The following is a 19,432-nucleotide window of genomic DNA, read 5'->3' on the forward strand; positions in this document are numbered from 1 at the left end:
CAATTAACTTTTAAGTTAATTGTTAGAAAAAGGTCACTTAGGTGGCCTTTTTTAATGCCTGAAGAAAAGTGATTTTCTCCTAGGCATAGCTTTATTGCCGTAGCTTGGGTTGAGTTTTACGAAACCCGAGGGAAAGTTCTTTGTGGTATTATTTGCCAAATAAGGCGGCTTTGGGCATCCTAAAACAGCTTTTAGAGTAAAGCTGTAGCAATAAAATAAAAAGGAATTAGTTTGGACCCTTTTTTTAACTACCTTATAAAAATAGATAGAAAATGTCCCACTTGGGACTTATTAATGTTTGTTATATTAATTTATTTACCAATATTACAGAGGGTTTATATGGAATTAAGTATTGCAGATCTTCTTACATTAATTATAGCTGGGATTACTGCTATTATTGCTTTTATAACGTATAAAGTCGCAGTTAAGTCACATGAAGCATCTAAACAGGCTGTTAAACTTTCTAAGTTGCAGCTAACCGCTGAGCTTTGCTTAAAGCTTTATGAATTGAAGGACTATATAGACATTAAAGAAAATACTTCAGGATTACTTCTTTTAGATTTCTACAGCTCAATTATTGACCGCGATGAATATAAACAGAAGTATGGCAGCCTTATATCATCAATAAAAGATAATGCAAGAGCATCAATATTAGATCAAAGGCTATCTGAAAAGCTAGTTAATGTATGTGACTTTATTTTGAAAGACTCAGATTCAAGACTCGAGCTAACGATTAATGAGAAAGTTGAGACCTTTTCGCCTAAAGAATTATTTAGGGCTAACATAGATAGGGTTAACACAGATAGTGATAACCCTAATATTTACTTTCAAGCTTTGCATAAAAATATTAATGAAACAGTTTTAAAAGCCATAAAAGAACTTAAGCACTAAAGGAAATTCAATAAGCACTAAAAGGTTTGCTATTTAACTTTCGCGATTAATGCTTTTTAGCATACTCTTCAGCTTGTTTTAAAACTCTTAATAAATTACCGCTAAGAATCTTTTTAATATCTTTATCGCTGTAATCTCTGTCCATTAAACCTTGAACAAGATTAGGGTAGCTAGATACATCTTTTAAACCGATAGGTAATGAATTGCCAACTCCATCATAATCAGAGCCAATACCTACATAATCAATACCAATTAGCTCAACTACGTGATCAATATGGTCAAGCACTTGCTCAAGACTTGCAAATGGGTATGGGTTTTTAGCGCGGTACGCAGCATCAAAATCTTTACTTAACTTAGTGCCTTCTTTTTTAGCTGACTCTTTTGTGTTTTTTAATTGCTTGCCCCAACTACCTGCTTTAGCGGTAACAAAGCTTGAGCCAAAGTTGATTTGAATAACGCCGCCATTTTCTTTCAGCGCTAATAACATATCGTCATTCATATTACGCTCAAAGCCAGGCGTGTATTTACGAAGTGATGAATGAGAGGCAATTACTGGTGTTTTAGAAAGCTCCATAACCTGATAAAACGCATCATCAGAAATATGCGATACATCGATTAGCATACCAATATTATTCATTTCAGTGACAAGCTCTTTACCAAATGGGCTTAAGCCTTTCCATTTACGGCGTATATCGTAAGACGAATCCGAAATATGGTTGCTTTGCGAGTGCGCTAGCGTGATGTAGCGAATGCCACGGTCGTAAAAGTGCTGAAGGTTTTTCATATCACCTTCGATAGGAGAGCCATTTTCCATACCCATGGCTATAGACAGCTTACCTTGTTTAAATTGCTCTTCAATATCAGTGCTTGAGCTCGCAATAGCAAACTTATCGGGTGCGCGCTGGGCTATCGCTTCCATACTATCAATCATTTGATTGGCTAGCTGATAGCTTTTTCCTTTACCTTCAAACTCTAAATGCGCAGGAATATAAATTGACATAAATGGGGCGTTTAAACCGCCTTTTACAGCGCGAGGATAGTCAAAATCGCCATCAGTTGTTGCTTTGGTTACATCAACCCAGCTTTCGTGAATTCGATAAGGTACGTCGATATGGGTATCAATTAAAATGGTATCTTTAGCGAGTTTAATTGCCTTGTCAGATGCTGTTATTGTTTGTTCTGCTTGGGCTTGGCTAGTTAAAGCTAGTGATATGGCTACCACTAGAGTGCTGAGTTTTATCATGTTTTGGCTCTTAGGGTAAAAAGCCATTGTGTACGTTCAATTCAAAAGTTACAAGTGCTAATCAAACGACTCTGCTTGATGCTCCTCACTTTGCAGCGCTTTAAATTCGCCTTTCGAAATAATGGTTACAGACTCATGAAGCTCTGAAAAAAACACCATGGCTTCGCCATTTTTAAGCTGAAGCTTAACCTGGTTTACTTTAGATTCAATACTAGCCTCTATTTCGCCATAGTCGGTGCCTTCGCGCAAAACATAGCTTTCTATTAAATTGTATAGCGTATCTTTATCGAGTTGCTCAAAAGGGATGATCATAGTTGCTCATTATTCACTTTATTTAAAACATATTGCCCAAAGTAATTGGGTACGGTTTTTTCTAACCAAAATATAGGCTTAAACGGATTTTTACCGGCAATAAAGCCAACATGCCCTCCTTTTTCAGAGATGCGCAGCGTAACATGCTCACTTACGTCTTGCCTACTCGGTACGGCTTTAATTGAGAGCATGGGGTCGTCTTTTGCATGAATAATTAATGTAGGCACAGCAATATGCTTTAAATATGGCATCGCACTGGCTTGACGATAGTAATCGTGAGCGTTTTCAAAGCCGTGCAAAGGAGCCGTTAGCTGGTTATCAAACTCTAATAGGTCGTCAATGTTCATTAATTGATCGGTAGTGATAGATATTTGCTGCTTAATTTGTGGCAACTTACGTTGCATCGACTTTTTCATGCGATCGAGCAAATACTTTTGATAAATTTTACCTAGGCTTTTACGAATTACATCGCTTGATGACGACAAATCATAAGGTGCAGAAACAACCGCAGCCGCGCTTAAAGGACATGCTAGTGCTTGTTCACCTAAGTATTTGGCAAGTACGTTACCGCCTAACGAAAAGCCAACGGCAACCATGGGTCTATTTGGATATTGTTGCTTTAGATGATTAATAAAAAAAGCTAAGTCGGCGGTATCACCACTATGATATGCGCGAGGCAAGCGATTTACTTCGGTTGAGCAATTTCTAAAGTGCATAAGCACAACTGCATAACCTTGCTTTTTTAATGCCTTCATCATGCCTTTAGCGTAAAAGCTATTTATATTACCTTCAAGGCCATGAAGGACTATAGCAAGAGGTGCAGTTTCGTTATGCGGAAGTGACCAAGCAAGTTCGATAAAATCGCCATCGGGTGTATCAAGTTGCTCAAGTTCGTAGCTAGTGTTATGAAATGGGCGGAAAAAACGCGGCATTATGGTTTGAACGTGACGGTTTGTCATCCACCATGCGGGTTTAAACTGTGGGATCATATTTGTACTACACACTTTGCAAAAAAGAATCGCTAGTGTATCAAAAAGAATAAAAAGCGCCTAATCAGTAACTGATAGGGCGCTTTGTGCGTCGTGCTTAATTTTGTTCAGGAACTTCTGCATCATGTATCTTTTTAAGAAAGAAAAAAGCAAAAAAGATACACAGAGAAACAACAATGGTTAAAAACCCAAAAGACATAAATAAAACTGGATCTGTAAAAAAGTCTCTAAAGAATACGCTCATAAGTTGCTCCCCTCGTTTTTGATGGGTTAATCATAAGCGGTGCTTGCAGGTCGCAATGTGATCGAGATCAATTTATTTACTTAAGCAGATGTAAGTGCGAAGCTAAGTTGATTTAGATCATGCTTTAAGAGGGTGTTCTATAGATTCGGTGCGTACTTCAACAATGTATGAAATGTATTTACTTACACGTATAGCTTTATATTGTTGGGTGTATCAGAAGTTTTTAATTTAAGACCGTTAGCGGTGCTTATGAGCATGCATTGCTGTTGTTTTTCAAGCTTTAGCTCGGCGCTTAGCAATTCTGCGCGTATTGTAGCGTAATCACTTATCGTATTCTGATTAGTTTTTAAATAGCTGCGTGCGGCGCGCAGGGGTTGTAATACGTGAGTATCAAACTCACTCACTACTTGCGTTAACTCATTTAGCTGTTGGGTATTAATACTTAAATCTAATGAATCTAAATAAAGCAGTAATAAGCATAAATTGACGTTTTTTCCTTGCTGGTTTTGTAGTGCCAGCAAGGTTGTTTGTTGCACAGGCTTTGCGTACAAGGTGCACGCAAACTGCCAAAAATGGTCGCTATTGAGCAAGTTCATCGGCGAATGCCTGTTCTTTTTCTTCCATTTCTTCAAGTGCCATAAGTAACTCTTCTTCAACGTCGTTAAGTTTAGGCGTAAGGGTTGCTTGCTTAGCTAATAACTCTTTAAGCTTGGCTTTGTTATCGTCGTTGTAGAGTTCGTTATCGCCGAGTGCTTCTTCAACTTCAGCTAGTTCTGCGGTGAATTTATCGAGTTGCTTTTCAAGCTTTTCAATTTGCTTTTTAAGTGGCTGAGTGGCCTTTCTAAACTCAGCCTCTAAGCGCTTTTGTTCCTTACGATTAACACCTGGGTTTGCTTTAGGCTCGTCGCTTTGCTGCGCTTTAACCGCTTCTTTATTGGCATTGAGTAACCATTGGTAATACGCATCTAAGTCGTAACCAAACTGGGTTACTTTGCCATCATCGACTAGGTAAAACTCATCGGCGGTATTTTTAAGCATATGGCGGTCGTGCGATACGGTAACCATGGCGCCTTCAAAGCCTTGCAGTGCCATAACAAGTGCATGGCGCATTTCTAAATCAAGGTGGTTTGTAGGCTCATCGAGTAGTAATAAGTTTGGCTTTTGGTATACCAACATGGCAAGTACTAAACGTGCTTTTTCGCCGCCCGAAAATGGGGCTACGGGCTCAAGGGCTTTATCGCCAATAAAGGCAAAACCACCTAAAAAGTCACGTAGTGATTGCTCAGTGGCTTTTGGGTCGAGGCGTTGCAAGTGCATTATTGCACTGGCTTTTAAATCAAGAGATTCAAGCTGATGCTGCGCAAAGTAACCAATATTTAATCCGTGATGCTGAATAACTTCACCCGCTTGCGGCTCTAAATCACCAGAAAGCAGTTTAATTAATGTTGATTTACCTGCGCCATTTCGACCAAGTAAAGCAATTCGGCTGCCTGGTACAAGGTTTAGCTCTATATTATTTAAAATAGTGACGTCACCATAACCCGCTTTGGCTTTATCTATTGTCATTAGTGGGTTTGGTAATGCTTTTGGCTCTGCAAACTCAAAGTTAAATGGCGAGTCGGCATGTGCCGGCGCTAGTTTTTCCATGCGTTCAAGTGCTTTCACACGGCTTTGTGCTTGTTTAGCTTTACTGGCTTTTGCTTTAAAGCGCGTTATAAACTGCTCAAGGTGCGCAATTTGATCTTGTTGCTTATCAAACATTGCTTGTTGTTGTAGTAAACGCTCTGCTTTTTGGCGTTCAAACTGCGAGTAGTTACCTTTGTAAACGTTGATAAGTTGCTTATCTACGTGCCAAATTTGATCAACCACCGCATCTAAAAACTCACGGTCATGCGATATAAGTACAAGGGTGCCGGTGTAAGCGCGTAAAAAGCGTTCAAGCCAATAAACAGCATCTAAATCAAGGTGGTTTGTTGGCTCATCGAGTAATAGTAAATCGGCGTCGCGTATTAATGCTTGGGCAAGGTTTAAACGCATACGCCAACCACCCGAAAACGAGCTTACAGGGTTTTCTATTAGGTTATTAGCAAAGCCTAAGCCGTGTAATAGCTCACCTGCGGTTGATTCAATGCTATAGCCTTTAATGTTTTCAAGCTGAATATGTACTTTGGCTTGTGTATCGCCATCGTTGTTTTGCTCGGCCTCACGCAGTGCTATACGCATTGCATAGTATTCTGGATGGCCTTGGAGTACATAATCAATTGCGCTTATTTCAAGGGCTGGAGTTTCTTGCTTTACTGAGGCAATAGACCAATCTTTTGGAATATTGCAATTACCGGCATCTAGTTGCAGTTCTGATTTTAGTAAACCAAATAACGTTGATTTTCCACAGCCATTAGCGCCAACAAGGCCTACTTTGTGTTCTGGAAATAACGTAGCTGATGCGTTTTTTAATAAGGCTTTACCGCCACGAAGTAGTTCTATTTCTGAGATTTGGATCATGAATGCGTTACTTTGCTGTGCCCTTGTTAAGTTGGCGCTATCATAACATAGAACTTAATGCGCTTATCAAGCGTATCAACAAGCGAAGTTATACGATAAAATAGCGGCAGTTCAAACCACAGGAAAAATGTTGTGAGACAAAAGAAGCGATTTATTGCTGGTGCATCGTGCCCTGACTGCAAAGCCATGGATACTATGATGCTATACAGAGAACATGATGTTGAAAAAGTAGAGTGTGTTGAGTGTGGTCATAAAATGGCGCAACCCGATAACGCTGTTCAGGCGTCTACTCGCCAATTTGAACAAGTAATTGGTGTGTTTAAACCGGGCGACTAACCCGGTTTTTTATTGCCTAATTTTTACCGGCTTTAGTAATGCGGTGGAGGCGGCTCAGGTGCTTCTGACATCATAGACGATGATGACTGCGACTCTTTAATTTTTTCTGCTAGCAGCTCAGTTTGGCGTTTCATTTTTGCTAAAAGTTGCTGGTGCACTTTTATTTCATCATTTAAGACTTCAATCGTTTCGTCTTGAAAAGCCACTTTGGCTTCAAGTTCCATTAAGCGATGTTCAATTGTGTTCATTATTCTCTCGTATAATAAATCGCTCTGCGATACCGCTGGAGCTTTCGGTTAACAACGACTTACCGTTATCTGTAAATGTCACATCTAGCACCACCGCCGATTTAGGCTTACTGCCTTCGCGCGGGGCAACCTGCCAAGTTTGAATTTTTTCACCGCTTGGTATTTGCCACAAATCTACGCGCTTATTTGGCGAGCCGGTTGCAAGCAAAGTGCCTTGTTCGTTAAAACGCACAGCAGTAAAAATTTTCTGACGCGCAATATACTTCAGTTTACTCACAAGATCACCTGTAGTCAGCTTCCATACATTTGCTTGTGCCATACTATCGGCCGTAAACGCATAGCGACCTTGTGGATCGAGCGTTACGTGGGTAACACGCGTTGGGTGATTAAAACGATGAATTACTTGCCCTGTACGTGTATCCCAAAAGTAAGCAACATAATCGTTAGAGCCGCTTAAAGCAAAGCGTCCGTTGGGCGATAAATCAACGGTGTTAACTTTATCTTGGTGGCCTAAAAATTCGATACGTCTGCCGGTTTCAAGGTTTATGAATACAACTACGCCGTCGCTACGGCCGTATAAAACACTACGGCCTTGATTGCTAATGGCAATATCGCGAATACTGGCTTTTTGTATTTTGTAATAACCTTTATTTTTGCCTGTGGTTATATCCCACACCGCAAACGTGGTTTTTTCGGCGGTAACGGCCACGCTGTTATCAAAAGCAATGGCTACTGCATACACTAGGCTATCTTGTGATTGTTGCTGAAACCACTGGTATTTTAGCACTTGCTGTTGATTATCCCACAGGGCGACCCCATGGTTAATAGAGGAGATCAAGCTGTATTTACCATCGTTCGATAGCGTTGATGAAAATGCACCTTGCGCAGCATGTTCGTAGCTTGCTACAGCCTGTTGTTTTTTATCGGTACAAGCTGTAGCTAAAAAACAGCTTAATACGATTAAATAAGTACGAAATATCGACATGTTACAGGTATTTCCTCTTAACTCTTAGTGACTGAGAGGTTAGACTAGGACGCGTTGAATGCCTAGGTTGTTTGTCTAATCACTGGATATGTTTTTAGTTTAGCTAACAATGTGAAATTTAGTCATTAAACAAGCAGCCTATCATGTAGGCCGTTAATCTTTAACTAGTAATAATACAATAAATGACAACTGCAAAGTGTGTCGGAGATTTAAAATGAAAAAGACGATTAAATTGTCATTGATTGCAGCGTCAGTTTTAGCGCTTACAGCTTGTAATCAAGAAGCAAAAAAAGAGCAAGCAGAAGTTAAGCTAGACACTGTTGAACAGCAACAAGCATACGGTATTGGTGCATCTGTAGGTAACTTTTTAAATAAAGATCTAGCAGACAAAACTGAAATTGGTATTGAACTAGACCAAGCACTTTTAATTCGTGGTTTTGAAGATGCACTTGCTGGTAATGCAAAAATTGACGAAGAAAAAATTCGTGAAGTGTTAACTGCATTAGATACATCAGTACGTACTAAGCAAGAAGAAACAGCAAAAGTTGAGTCTGAAAAAAGCAAAGAAGCGGGTGTTAAATACTTAGCTGATAACGCTAAAAAAGAAGGCGTTACAGTAACGGAGTCTGGCCTGCAGTACGAAGTGCTTAGTGAAGGTGATGGCGAAAAGCCAGTAGCAACTGATGTAGTTAAAGTACACTACAAAGGGACTTTATTAGACGGTACTGAGTTTGATAGCTCATATGCACGCAACGAACCTACAACTTTCCCTCTTAACCGCGTAATTGCGGGTTGGACTGAAGGTTTACAGCTTATGTCAGTGGGTTCTAAGTACAAGTTTACTATTCCTTCAGAACTTGCTTACGGCGACCGCGATTTAGGTAAAATTCCTGCTAACTCAACACTTATTTTTGATGTTGAATTACTTGAAATTCAAAACGATGAAGACGCAGCTCCTGCAAAATAATCATCATATAAACTAAAAGTTATTTAGCTTATAAATGCAAAAAGGGACCTTAGGTCCCTTTTTTAATACGTTACTTACACGTATTAATTTGTGTGATTAGAAAACAAGTTATCAATAAGCTCATCCTCTAACGCAAATCGTGCTTCTAGCGCTTCACCGATAACAGATAAATCGTTATCAAAATCTTTTAATAAGTCTTCTTTATCTACTTCTGCGTATTTATCGTTAAAATCCAGTGCAATATCAGTTGTACTAGAAATACGCGGGTAAATTGCATTGGCAAGTTCTTGGCTTTTTGGGCCTTTATTTTCACAAGCTTTAGCAATGTCATCATAAATTTCAAAATGACCGGCAGACAAATAATCCATCAGAATTTGGCAAAAAGATTCAATTTGAGCAGGCTCTGGTAAAGCATGATCTTTTTTATCATATGGAGAAAAACCAGCCATTTTACAAAAGAGCACAATAAGCTCTTGGCGTTCATTTAACCATTTATCGATTACTGTGTGGCTACCACCCCATTTCTGTTGAGCTTTTTCTACACGCGTCAGCATAACTGTTCTCCTAGCTGGGTTGGTCTTTAAATTAAGTATAATAAGTTTATATACATCAAGATATATTTAATTTGCGTGTATATCAACAAGTAAAATAGATGTTCTAAAAGCGATGTAATTTATTGAATGGTAAATGGTGAGATTTATTGCAGGCAAGAAAAAACCACCGGTTAAGGTGGTCTAATTTCTTTCATTGGCTTGTTATAACAAGCTTTCTTATTTTTATGAGATAATTTTTATTGTTGTTATTTTAAAACTTTTATTTTTATTATTTTAAGATTTTTATTATTGTTTTTGTTAACGCGGGACAAACAATAACAAGCTTTTTTCGATGTTGCAAACATATTAATAAAAAGTTTTAAATGTTATGGTTTGTTTGCTTGTTTTATAGTCAAAATAGGTTGAAACCGTAGATTATATTGATCTGCCTCTAGGTAAGGCTGTTTTCGTCCCTAAGCAATAGAGGGTCGGAGAATATGGTGGTACAATCTTGCACAATTTATACAAGTCTTAGGATCATTTACGCCATGAGCGAATTAAAAAACGACCGTTATTTACGTGCACTTGCAAAACAACCTGTTGATGTAACTCCGGTATGGATGATGCGCCAAGCAGGACGCTATTTACCAGAGTATCGCGCTACACGTGCACAAGCGGGCGATTTTATGAGCCTGTGCCGTAATGCTGAGCTTGCATGTGAAGTTACACTGCAGCCACTACGTCGCTACCCGTTAGATGCCGCTATATTATTTAGTGATATTTTAACGATTCCAGATGCGATGGGTTTAGGTCTGTACTTTGAAACTGGCGAAGGTCCTAAGTTCGAACGCCCTATTTCATCTCTTGCTGATGTTAAAAAAATTCCAAAACTTGATCCAACTGACGAGCTTGGCTACGTAATGAACGCGGTAAGCACTATTCGTCGTGAACTTAAAGGTGAAGTACCGCTTATCGGTTTTTCTGGTTCACCTTGGACGCTAGCAACTTATATGGTTGAAGGCGGTAGCAGCAAAGTATTTGGTAAAATTAAAAAAATGGCGTTTGCAGAACCGCAAACACTTCATTTATTACTCGATAAGTTAGCTGATTCAGTTATTGATTACTTAAATGCTCAAATTAAAGCTGGCGCGCAATCGCTAATGGTATTTGACTCATGGGGCGGTGTATTAAGCCCGCGCGATTACAACGAATTTTCACTACAATACATGCATAAAATTGTAGATGGCTTAATTCGTGAGTACGACGGTCGTAAAGTACCGGTTACTTTGTTCACTAAAAATGGTGGTCAATGGATTGAAGCTATTGCAGCAACAGGCTGTGATGCAATCGGTCTTGATTGGACTATTAATATCAGCGACGCTAAGCGCCGCGTGGGTGATAAAGTAGCTCTACAAGGTAATATGGACCCATCTATGTTACACGGTACACCAGAGCGTATTCGCCAAGAAGTAGGCACTATTTTAGAAGACTTCGGTACAGGCAATGGCCACGTGTTTAACTTAGGCCACGGTATTACACCAGATGTAGACCCTGAAAATGCTGGCGTATTCATTAATGCAGTACATGAGCTAAGTGCTAAGTACCATAAGTAATAGTCACTTAAACAAGCTTTAAAACTGTTTAAAAGTAAAAACCCGCTAAGTTGCGGGTTTTTTGTTACCTATTTATAAAGGCTTTTAAAACTACTTATTTAAATAAGCGATTTAAACCATTTAATGCCGCAACACGGTAGGCTTCAGCCATGGTCGGGTAGTTAAATGTGGTATTTACAAAGTAGTCGATATTATTGCCACCATTTTTTTGTTCCATAATAGCTTGGCCAATGTGAACAATTTCAGAGGCACGTTCGCCAAAACAATGTACGCCAAGTACTTCTTTGGTTTCGGTGTGGAATAATATTTTTAAACTACCTACTTCAGTACCAGCAATTTGCGCGCGAGCCAAATGCTTAAACTGAGCACGGCCAACTTCATATGGTACTTTAGCGGCTGTAAGCTCTTGCTCGGTTTTACCTACTGAGCTCATTTCTGGAATGGTATAAATACCAGCCGGAATATCAACAATCAGTCTGTCATCGCAGTTACCACATGCAATTGCATCAGCAGCTATACGACCTTGGTCAAACGCAGCACTTGCAAGGCTAGGATAGCCAATTACATCACCTACAGCGTAAACGTTATCAATTTCTGTTTGGTATGTTTCGTTAACTTTTAATTGGCCACGGCTATCGGCTTTTAAGCCAATGGCTTCAAGATTTAGTGTATCAGTGTTACCAGTACGACCATTAGCAAATAAAATACAATCAGCTTTTACGCGTTTACCTGATTTTAAATGCATTATAACGCAGTCGTCACGCGTCTCAATTCGGTCAAACTCTTCGTTGTGACGAATAACAATACCGCTATTCCAAAAGTGATAGCTAAGCGCGTCAGATATTTCTGCATCCATAAAGGCAAGTAGTCGGTCGCGTGTATTAACCAAATCAACTTTAGCGCCTAAACCTTTAAATATTGACGCGTACTCACAACCAATTACACCAGCTCCGTAAATCAGTACACGATGAGGGTCATGCTCAAGGCCAAGTATTGTGTCACTTTCGTAAATACGAGAATGCGTAAAATCCACCTCTGGCGGGCGATAAGGGCGCGAACCCGTTGCTATAACAATCGTTTTAGCAGTCAGTCGCTCAGTTGAACCATCATTTCGTTTTACTTCAATTGTGTGCTTATCTACAAAGCTCGCATCACCTTGAAACATATGAATGCGGTTACGATCGTAAAAGCTGCTACGTAAATTAGATTGCTTAGAAATAACAGAACTTGCGTGACGTAAAATATCAGGAAATGTCAGGCGGCTAGGGCGCTCACCAACATTAAATAACGGATTTGCTTTATATTCAATATAGCGGCTAACAGAGTGGCGAAGCGCTTTTGAAGGAATTGTTCCCCAATGTACACAACCGCCACCAACTGATTCTTGGCGTTCAATAACCGCTACTTTTTTATCGTTTTTTGAAAGGTTCATGGCGGTACCTTCACCGCCAGGACCCGTGCCAATAATTATTGCATCATATTGGTATGTCACGGGTACTTTTTTTTGTTCTGGTTGTTTGGCCACAGCCACTCCTAAATTAATTAAAAGAGGCTTTTAATAACCTCGCATTAAGTGCTAGCCATGCCTGTTTTTGATTTTCCCAGGCGGCTTCCAACTCATGGTATTGTGCCATTAATGCTGAGCGTTCACACTGCTTTGCCATGTTATTTTTTTTAACTTCTAACACTTGTTTTTGTAGTGAACAATAATTTTGCAGTTTTTTCAGCAGTAAATCGTACTCTTGTTGTAATAATGTAATCTTATCTTGTGCTAAAGGCAATTTTGCAAGACGCGTTTGCGTTTTGCTCATGAGCGTTTCGGCCTTCGCTTTTTCTATACGCTCAACAGGAGTACGCTTTAGCTTATTGGCTAAACCAACAGCAGCTAAAGAGCGGATCATCCATTTTGTTGGATCGTAATGAAACCACTTAATACCGTTACGGTAGTCGCTTGCAAAAATATGGTGGAAGTTGTGATACCCCTCACCGTATGTAAATAATGCTAAAAAGCCGTTATCACGTGCCGTATTTTTTTCGGTGTATGGGCGAGAGCCCCAAATATGTGCAACTGAGTTTATAAAAAAGGTAAAGTGTTGGCTTAGTACTAAGCGTAGTAAACCTGCAAGAATTAACATCCCCCACACATCACCAACCAATAAACCAAGTGCTAGAGGCAAGCCTACGTTCATAGCAATCACAAGCTTTAAGTAATGTTTGTGTTGCCACATAACTATTTTATTGCGCTGTAAATCACGACAATTACTATAATCACCGTAGCTATCGCCTTGGTAGTCACGTAACATCCATCCGATATGGCTATACCAAAAACCATTGGTCGCCGCGTAAGGGTCTTTTATTGGGTCGTCAACTTGACCGTGATGTATACGGTGATCGCTACTCCAATGCAATGCACTGTTTTGCAGCGCAAAAGCACCGCCAAGCGCAAAAATAAATTCAACTGCAGGGTGTGCGTTATAGGTTTTATGTGCCCATAATCGATGGTAGCCGGCAGTAATTGATAAGCCTGCATAAAACATGCAGCCTACAAAAGCAATCCAATGCGCGCTGGTAAATCCGTAGCTAATTGCGTACCAAGGTACAAGTGTGGCAGCCGCCAAAAAGGTTAGGCTAAAAAATAGGACGTTTGTCCAAATAATCGGTGGTTTATTCATAATTCTCAATCTCAGCGTACAACTGTAAGCTAAAATAGTATTTCAAACTCTTGTCGTCAAGTATTAGACTGTACAATTGAGCTAATATCACTAAATATTCATATAAAATAATTCAGGGAGCTGTTGATGTCGGGTGTTAGAGCGCAACAGAAACAAAAAACACGACAGGCGTTAATTCAAGCGGCATTTAATCAGCTGAGTGCTGATCATAGTTTTTCGAATTTAAGTTTACGCGAAGTAGCACGAGAAGCTGGTATTGCCCCAACTTCTTTTTATCGTCATTTTAAAGACATGGATGAGTTAGGTTTAACCATGGTAGACGAAGCCGGTTTAACCCTTCGCCAACTTATGCGTCAAGCTCGCAGACGAATAGCAAACGATGGCGGCAGTGTTATAAATACCTCAGTGGTTACTTTTATGGAGTTTATTGATAACTCAAGTAATCAATTTAGATTATTACTACGAGAACGCTCCGGGACTTCTAAAGCATTTAGAGCCGCAGTAGCGCGCGAGGTAAAACATTTTATTTTAGAGTTGGCTCATTATTTAGAAAGTGAAACTAAATGTAATGCTATGCACGCCTATATTCAGGCGGAATCTATGGTAACGCTCGTATTTAATGCGGGTGCAGAAGCGCTCGATATAGAAGGATTGCAACGCGACGAATTGATTGAGCGCGTTATTTGGCAGCTGCGTTATATTACTCGTGGAGCCGGGCATTACGTAAGAGAAACGAGTAAAGAAGCATAGCTTAAAAAAATTGTAAAAAGTTAATATAAGCACGGTATATTGCAGTGCTTATTAATTTAAGCGTCACTAGTCATGTATTTGTTATTTTAATTCTTAATAGGTGCCTTGGTTGAATTAAAAAACCCAATTGAATCGTTTTTAAATCTGTTTTGTGGAATTTTTATGCTTGCTTCCGTCGCTTTGTAATGTTAAAAATAGGCTTCACTGAACACACACACAAGAAAACAAGATGCATATTATTCGTTTAATTACACTAAAACTTAACCTCTTACTGCTATGGCAAGTAAGCGGGGATTAGTGTGTTTGCATCGAGTTGAACACTAAAAACCCCGCAATTGCGGGGTTTTTTTTATCTCGCGGCTGGGATTAATTGAAATTTGGGTAACATAGGAATGAGGGGCAGTTATGCAAGAGCAAGATAAAGTATGGATTTTTGATACCACCTTACGTGATGGTGAGCAGGCACTTAAAGCAAGCCTTACTGAAGATGATAAAATTCAATTAGCGCATACAATTAGCCGCTTGAATGTGGATGTGATGGAAGTGGGTTTTCCAGTTTCGAGCCCTGCTGATTTTCGCTCGGTGCAACGTATTGCAACCGAAGTAAAAGGCCCGATTATTTGTGGTTTAGCACGCTCTGTTGCCAAAGACATTGAAGCCTGTGGCGAAGCACTTCGCACAGCACAACAAAGCCGTATTCATACTTTTATTGCTACAAGCCCTTTGCACCTTGAACATAAATTACGTATGAGCTTAGACGATGCAACGGCAATGGCTGTTAAATCAATTAAATTGGCACGTAACTATACTGATGATGTTGAGTTTTCGTGTGAAGATGCCGGTCGTACGCCGCATTGGGATTTATGTAAAATTGTTGAACAGGCAATTAACGCCGGAGCTTCAACTATTAACTTGCCAGATACCGTTGGTTTTGTAACGCCAGACGAATACGCCGCGATGATCCGTCATTTAATGAATAACGTGCCAAATATTGATAAAGCGCGCTTAAGTGTGCATTGCCACAACGATTTAGGTTTAGCTGTAGCAAACTCTGTGGCCGCTGTACAAGCGGGTGCACGCCAAATTGAGTGTACTATCAATGGCATTGGTGAGCGGGCTGGTAACTGCTCGCTTGAAGAAGTGGCAATGATCATGAAAATGCGCAAAGACCATTTAAAAGTATACACAGATATTAAAAGTGAAGAAATTTACCGCGCATCTCGTCAAGTGGCTAAAATTTGTAATATGCCAGTACAACCAAATAAAGCGATTGTTGGCGAAAACGCCTTTGCACATAGCTCAGGCATTCACCAAGACGGTGTATTAAAAGCGCAAAATACTTATGAAATTATGTCGCCAGAAAGCGTTGGTGTGCCAAGCAACCAATTAAATATGACTTCGCGTTCGGGTCGCCATGTTATTGAACATCGCTTAGAAGAGTTAGGCTATCAAAAATCTGATTACGATATGGATGGCTTATATAAAAGCTTTATCGAATTGGCTGACCAAAAAGGCACAGTATACGATTACGACCTTGAGGCAATGATTTACTTTAATCAAATTAACGACAAAGACGAAAAATACCAATTAGAGTTTGTTAACTCAGCCTCTAACTCACAATCGGTAGCAAGCTCTACCATTGGCATGCGAATTGATGGCGAAGCTAAACAAGAAGCCGCGACAGGTAATGGTCCAGTAGAAGCCTCGTTTGCAGCTATTGAGCGCTTAACCGGTATGAGCGTTGAAATGATTGAATATAACTTAGAAGCGACAGGCCAAGGTGCAAGCTCATTAGGGCAAGTAAATATTATAGCTAAATACGATGGCCGACCTTACCACGGTGCGGGCATTGCAGCGGATGTGGTTGAAGCGTCGGTACGCGCCATGATCCGTGTTTATAACTTAATTTATCGTGCACAAAAAGTGTCTGATTTAAAACAACAAAGGAAAGCAGGATGAGTAAAACAAACTACAGCGTTGCCGTATTAGCTGGCGACGGTATTGGTCCAGAAGTGATGGCAGCAGCAGAACAAGTACTTGATGCTGTGAGCAATAAGTTTGGTTTTACCCTGAACCGTGAGCATTATGCAATTGGTGGCGCAGCCATTGACGAATTTGGTAAAGCATTACCAGAGAGTACACTTGCTGCATGTGAAAACGCTGACGCTATTTTATTTGGTTCGGTAGGCGGTCCTAAATGGGAAAACTTACCACCAAATGAGCAGCCTGAGCGCGCATCATTATTGCCGCTTCGTAAGCACTTTGGTTTGTTTTGTAATTTGCGCCCTGCACAGTTATTACCTGCATTAAGTGCAGCGTCACCACTTCGCGCTGATATTAGCGAAAAAGGGTTTGATATTTTATGTGTGCGCGAGCTAACCGGCGGCATTTATTTTGGCGAAAAAGGCCGCAGTGGTGAAGGCGCAGAAGAGTTTGCATTTGATACGCAAACATACTCACGAAAAGAAATTGAACGTATTGCACGCTTTGCTTTTGAAGCTGCAAAATTACGTAGTAACCATGTTACCTCTGTTGATAAAGCAAACGTACTTGCATCAAGTGTATTATGGCGCGAAGTAGTAACCGAAGTAAGCAAAGACTACCCAGAAGTAAGCCTAGATTACATTTACGTAGATAACGCCGCTATGCAGTTAGTTAAACAGCCTAGCCAGTTTGATGTACTACTTTGCGATAACTTATTTGGCGATATTTTGTCAGATGAGTGCGCCATGATCACAGGCTCAATGGGCTTATTACCATCGGCAAGCTTGAATCAATCGGGTTTTGGATTGTACGAGCCAGCAGGCGGTTCAGCACCAGATATTGCAGGTAAAGGCGTTGCAAACCCAATAGCACAAATTTTAAGTGCCGCATTAATGCTACGTTACTCGCTAGGGCAAGACGAAGCTGCACGCACCATTGAAAAAGCAGTAGCAGAAGCCGTAGAAGCAGGCGTTGGCACACCAGATATATATCCAAATGAAGGTTACAGCACAAGCGATGTGGCAGCAGCCATCGTTTCACGCATTTAATAACATAGTAAAGTTGCAGCACCGTTATGCTGCAACTCAAACAGATTAGGGAATTAGCAAGTGGCCCAAACGTTATACGACAAAATTTGGCAAGCACATACCGTTGCCAGCATAAATGAGCAAACCGACTTACTTTATATTGACCGCCATTTAGTGCATGAAGTTACTTCTCCGCAGGCTTTTGCAGGTCTACGTGAAAAAAACCGTACTGTACGTTGCCCAGAAAAAACTTTTGCAACGATGGATCACAACGTATCGACTAAGAGCCGTTCACTTGATGCGGCAAGCGAAGTATCTAAAAACCAATTAATGGCGCTTGATAAAAACTGTAAAGAGTTTGGTATTGTACTTTACGATTTAAACTCGATTAACCAAGGCATTGTGCACGTAATGGGCCCAGAGCAAGGTATTACTTTGCCTGGCACAACCATTGTATGTGGCGATAGCCATACTTCTACGCATGGTGCGTTTGGCGCATTAGCGCATGGTATTGGTACGTCTGAGGTTGAGCACGTATTAGCAACGCAAACGCTACAGCAAAAAAAGGCGAAATCATTAAAAATTCAAATTAATGGAGTCTTGCGTCCAACGGTTACGGCTAAAGATTTAATTATGGCGGTAATTGGCAAGTTAGGTACTGCTGGTGGCACAGGTTATGTAGCAGAGTTTTGTGGTGCAGGCATTGAAGCGCTTTCAATGGAAGCCCGTATGACGCTATGTAATATGAGCATAGAAATGGGTGCAAAAGCGGGTTTAATTGCATCTGACCGAATTACTTATGATTACTTAAAAGGTCGTCCGTTTGCACCTAAAGGCGCTGATTTTGATGCAGCCGTTAAATATTGGGAAACCTTAAAAACAGATGAAGGCGCACACTTTGATTTAGTTGTTGAGCTAAATGCCGACGACATTCAACCGCAAATTACTTGGGGCACAAGCCCAGAGCAAGTAATTGGTGTTGATGAGTGCATACCCGATCCAGATAAAGAGCCTGATTTAATTAAAGCCGATGCTATTCGCAGCGCACTTAAATACATGGACTTAAAAGCGGGCGATAAATTATCAAGCGCAAAAGTAGACACGGTATTTATTGGCTCATGTACTAATAGCCGTATTGAAGATTTACGTGCTGCGGCAAAAATTGTTGAAGGCAAGCACGTTGTAGCCGGCATAGAGGCGTTAATTGTACCGGGCTCTGGCTTAGTTAAAAAACAAGCTGAAGACGAAGGCTTAGCCGATATTTTTAAAGCCGCTGGCTTTGAATGGCGCGAACCAGGTTGTTCTATGTGTTTAGCGATGAACGATGACCGCCTAGGAGCAGGCAAGCGTTGTGCATCTACTTCTAACCGTAACTTTGAAGGTCGCCAAGGTCGTGGCGGGCGTACCCATTTAGTTAGCCCTGCAATGGCGGCAGCCGCTGCAATACATGGTCACTTTGTTGATATTAGAGGAGAAGCCTAATGAGCGTATTTTTTAGTGGCTTAATGGCCCCACTTGATAAAAACAATGTAGATACTGACCAAATTATCCCTAAGCAGTTTTTAACATCAACTAGCCGCGAAGGCTTTGATGCTGCATTGTTTTATGATTGGCGTTACCTAGATAACGACGAGCCAAACCCTGACTTTATTTTAAATCGCCCGTGTTACCAAGGCGCGCAAATATTATTAACGCGCGACAACTTTGGTTGTGGCTCATCTCGCGAGCACGCGCCATGGGCACTTAAGCAATATGGCTTTGAAGTTATTTTAGCTGAAAGCTTTGCAGATATTTTCTTTAATAACTGTGGTAACAACCAAATGTTAGCCATTGCATTACCTGCCGATACGCTTGAGCAATTGTTTGTATTTAGCGAGCAGCACGACGATATAAACATTGAAATCGACCTTGAAAATCAAACACTAACAAGCAGTAAGTTTGCGCCAATTAGTTTTGATATTCGCAAAGACGTAAAAGAGCGCCTATTAAGTGGCTTAGATTTTATTGGTGTAACCGAAACACTAAACCCACAAATTGATGCGTTTGAAAAACAACTAGCGACTGAGCGTTCTTGGCAGTAATTTCTTAACCGTGTGTATTAAAAATCACGTATTAAAAATCACGTATTAAAAAGCA

At 40.4% G+C, this 19,432-nt stretch carries 19 protein-coding genes; 9 read left to right on the forward strand and 10 right to left on the reverse strand.

All coding sequences use genetic code 11. The features are described from left to right. Nucleotides 1-339 precede the first annotated feature (339 nt). Complete coding sequence (locus P20495_RS03070; protein ID WP_033016316.1) at nucleotides 340-891, forward strand: hypothetical protein; 552 nt, start codon at nucleotides 340-342, stop codon at nucleotides 889-891. Between the two features lie 46 nt (nucleotides 892-937). Here the strand turns inward: P20495_RS03070 and P20495_RS03065 are convergent, their stop codons facing one another. From P20495_RS03065 to P20495_RS03045, 5 genes are all read right to left on the reverse strand, one after another. Next, nucleotides 938-2,134 (reverse strand): dipeptidase, encoded by a 1,197-nt coding sequence (locus tag P20495_RS03065; RefSeq protein ID WP_008138652.1) that lies wholly within the window; start codon nucleotides 2,132-2,134, stop codon nucleotides 938-940. A 57-nt stretch (nucleotides 2,135-2,191) separates the two neighbouring features. Beyond that, the gene (locus P20495_RS03060; protein ID WP_008138653.1) at nucleotides 2,192-2,446 is read right to left on the reverse strand and encodes a YheU family protein; all 255 of its coding nucleotides are present in this window, start codon (nucleotides 2,444-2,446) and stop codon (nucleotides 2,192-2,194) included. After that, nucleotides 2,443-3,435 carry a hydrolase gene (locus P20495_RS03055; protein WP_008138654.1) on the reverse strand — a complete coding sequence of 331 codons (993 nt, stop codon included), beginning with the start codon at nucleotides 3,433-3,435 and terminating at the stop codon, nucleotides 2,443-2,445. Before P20495_RS03055 ends, P20495_RS03060 begins: the two co-directional genes overlap by 4 nt. A 426-nt stretch (nucleotides 3,436-3,861) precedes the next feature. Further along, nucleotides 3,862-4,275 carry a TIGR02444 family protein gene (locus P20495_RS03050; RefSeq protein WP_033016319.1) on the reverse strand — a complete coding sequence of 138 codons (414 nt, stop codon included), beginning with the start codon at nucleotides 4,273-4,275 and terminating at the stop codon, nucleotides 3,862-3,864. Further along, entirely contained in the window at nucleotides 4,259-6,181 is a 1,923-nt protein-coding gene (locus P20495_RS03045) for an ATP-binding cassette domain-containing protein (protein WP_008138656.1), read from the reverse strand. The genes P20495_RS03050 and P20495_RS03045 overlap by 17 nt, the downstream gene beginning before the upstream one ends. Before the next feature lie 132 nt (nucleotides 6,182-6,313). On the opposite strand from P20495_RS03045, the gene P20495_RS03040 reads away from it, so the two are divergent. Further along, the gene (locus P20495_RS03040) at nucleotides 6,314-6,517 is read left to right on the forward strand and encodes a YheV family putative zinc ribbon protein (protein ID WP_007378899.1); all 204 of its coding nucleotides are present in this window, start codon (nucleotides 6,314-6,316) and stop codon (nucleotides 6,515-6,517) included. A gap of 32 nt (nucleotides 6,518-6,549) precedes the next feature. On the opposite strand, the gene P20495_RS03035 is transcribed toward P20495_RS03040, so the two are convergent. After that, nucleotides 6,550-6,765 (reverse strand): SlyX family protein, encoded by a 216-nt coding sequence (locus tag P20495_RS03035; RefSeq protein ID WP_007378900.1) that lies wholly within the window; start codon nucleotides 6,763-6,765, stop codon nucleotides 6,550-6,552. After that, a complete protein-coding gene (locus P20495_RS03030) occupies nucleotides 6,752-7,750 on the reverse strand; it encodes a WD40 repeat domain-containing protein (RefSeq protein ID WP_008138657.1) in 999 nt (332 codons plus the stop codon). Before P20495_RS03030 ends, P20495_RS03035 begins: the two co-directional genes overlap by 14 nt. 214 nt (nucleotides 7,751-7,964) lie before the next feature. Between P20495_RS03030 and fkpA the strand changes: the two genes are divergently transcribed. After that, complete coding sequence (gene fkpA, locus P20495_RS03025) at nucleotides 7,965-8,717, forward strand: FKBP-type peptidyl-prolyl cis-trans isomerase (protein ID WP_007378902.1); 753 nt, start codon at nucleotides 7,965-7,967, stop codon at nucleotides 8,715-8,717. 83 nt (nucleotides 8,718-8,800) lie between these two features. Here fkpA and P20495_RS03020 read toward each other — a convergent pair whose 3' ends face one another. Continuing rightward, nucleotides 8,801-9,271, reverse strand: a complete 471-nt coding sequence (locus P20495_RS03020) for an Rsd/AlgQ family anti-sigma factor (protein WP_008138658.1) — start codon at nucleotides 9,269-9,271, stop codon at nucleotides 8,801-8,803. Nucleotides 9,272-9,798: 527 nt separating this feature from the next. Between P20495_RS03020 and hemE the strand changes: the two genes are divergently transcribed. Then, nucleotides 9,799-10,863 carry a uroporphyrinogen decarboxylase gene (gene hemE / locus P20495_RS03015; RefSeq protein ID WP_002961084.1) on the forward strand — a complete coding sequence of 355 codons (1,065 nt, stop codon included), beginning with the start codon at nucleotides 9,799-9,801 and terminating at the stop codon, nucleotides 10,861-10,863. Between the two features lie 94 nt (nucleotides 10,864-10,957). Here the strand turns inward: hemE and sthA are convergent, their stop codons facing one another. Continuing rightward, entirely contained in the window at nucleotides 10,958-12,388 is a 1,431-nt protein-coding gene (gene sthA, locus P20495_RS03010) for a Si-specific NAD(P)(+) transhydrogenase (RefSeq protein WP_007378904.1), read from the reverse strand. A 13-nt stretch (nucleotides 12,389-12,401) separates the two neighbouring features. Further along, a complete protein-coding gene (locus P20495_RS03005) occupies nucleotides 12,402-13,535 on the reverse strand; it encodes a fatty acid desaturase (protein ID WP_008138662.1) in 1,134 nt (377 codons plus the stop codon). Between the two features lie 126 nt (nucleotides 13,536-13,661). On the opposite strand from P20495_RS03005, the gene fabR reads away from it, so the two are divergent. The 5 genes from fabR (at nucleotide 13,662) to leuD (ending at nucleotide 19,377) form a co-directional block, all read left to right on the forward strand. After that, nucleotides 13,662-14,285 (forward strand): HTH-type transcriptional repressor FabR, encoded by a 624-nt coding sequence (gene fabR, locus P20495_RS03000; RefSeq protein ID WP_002961087.1) that lies wholly within the window; start codon nucleotides 13,662-13,664, stop codon nucleotides 14,283-14,285. A gap of 405 nt (nucleotides 14,286-14,690) precedes the next feature. After that, complete coding sequence (gene leuA, locus P20495_RS02995; protein ID WP_002961090.1) at nucleotides 14,691-16,244, forward strand: 2-isopropylmalate synthase; 1,554 nt, start codon at nucleotides 14,691-14,693, stop codon at nucleotides 16,242-16,244. Beyond that, the gene (gene leuB, locus P20495_RS02990) at nucleotides 16,241-17,317 is read left to right on the forward strand and encodes a 3-isopropylmalate dehydrogenase (RefSeq protein WP_008138666.1); all 1,077 of its coding nucleotides are present in this window, start codon (nucleotides 16,241-16,243) and stop codon (nucleotides 17,315-17,317) included. The genes leuA and leuB overlap by 4 nt, the downstream gene beginning before the upstream one ends. A gap of 60 nt (nucleotides 17,318-17,377) precedes the next feature. Next, a complete protein-coding gene (gene leuC / locus P20495_RS02985) occupies nucleotides 17,378-18,778 on the forward strand; it encodes a 3-isopropylmalate dehydratase large subunit (protein ID WP_008138668.1) in 1,401 nt (466 codons plus the stop codon). Continuing rightward, nucleotides 18,778-19,377, forward strand: a complete 600-nt coding sequence (gene leuD / locus P20495_RS02980) for a 3-isopropylmalate dehydratase small subunit (protein WP_008138670.1) — start codon at nucleotides 18,778-18,780, stop codon at nucleotides 19,375-19,377. The genes leuC and leuD overlap by 1 nt, the downstream gene beginning before the upstream one ends. The last annotated feature ends 55 nt before the right edge of the window (nucleotides 19,378-19,432 follow it).

This window comes from Pseudoalteromonas sp. BSi20495 (assembly GCF_000241185.1).
GTDB lineage: Bacteria > Pseudomonadota > Gammaproteobacteria > Enterobacterales > Alteromonadaceae > Pseudoalteromonas > Pseudoalteromonas fuliginea.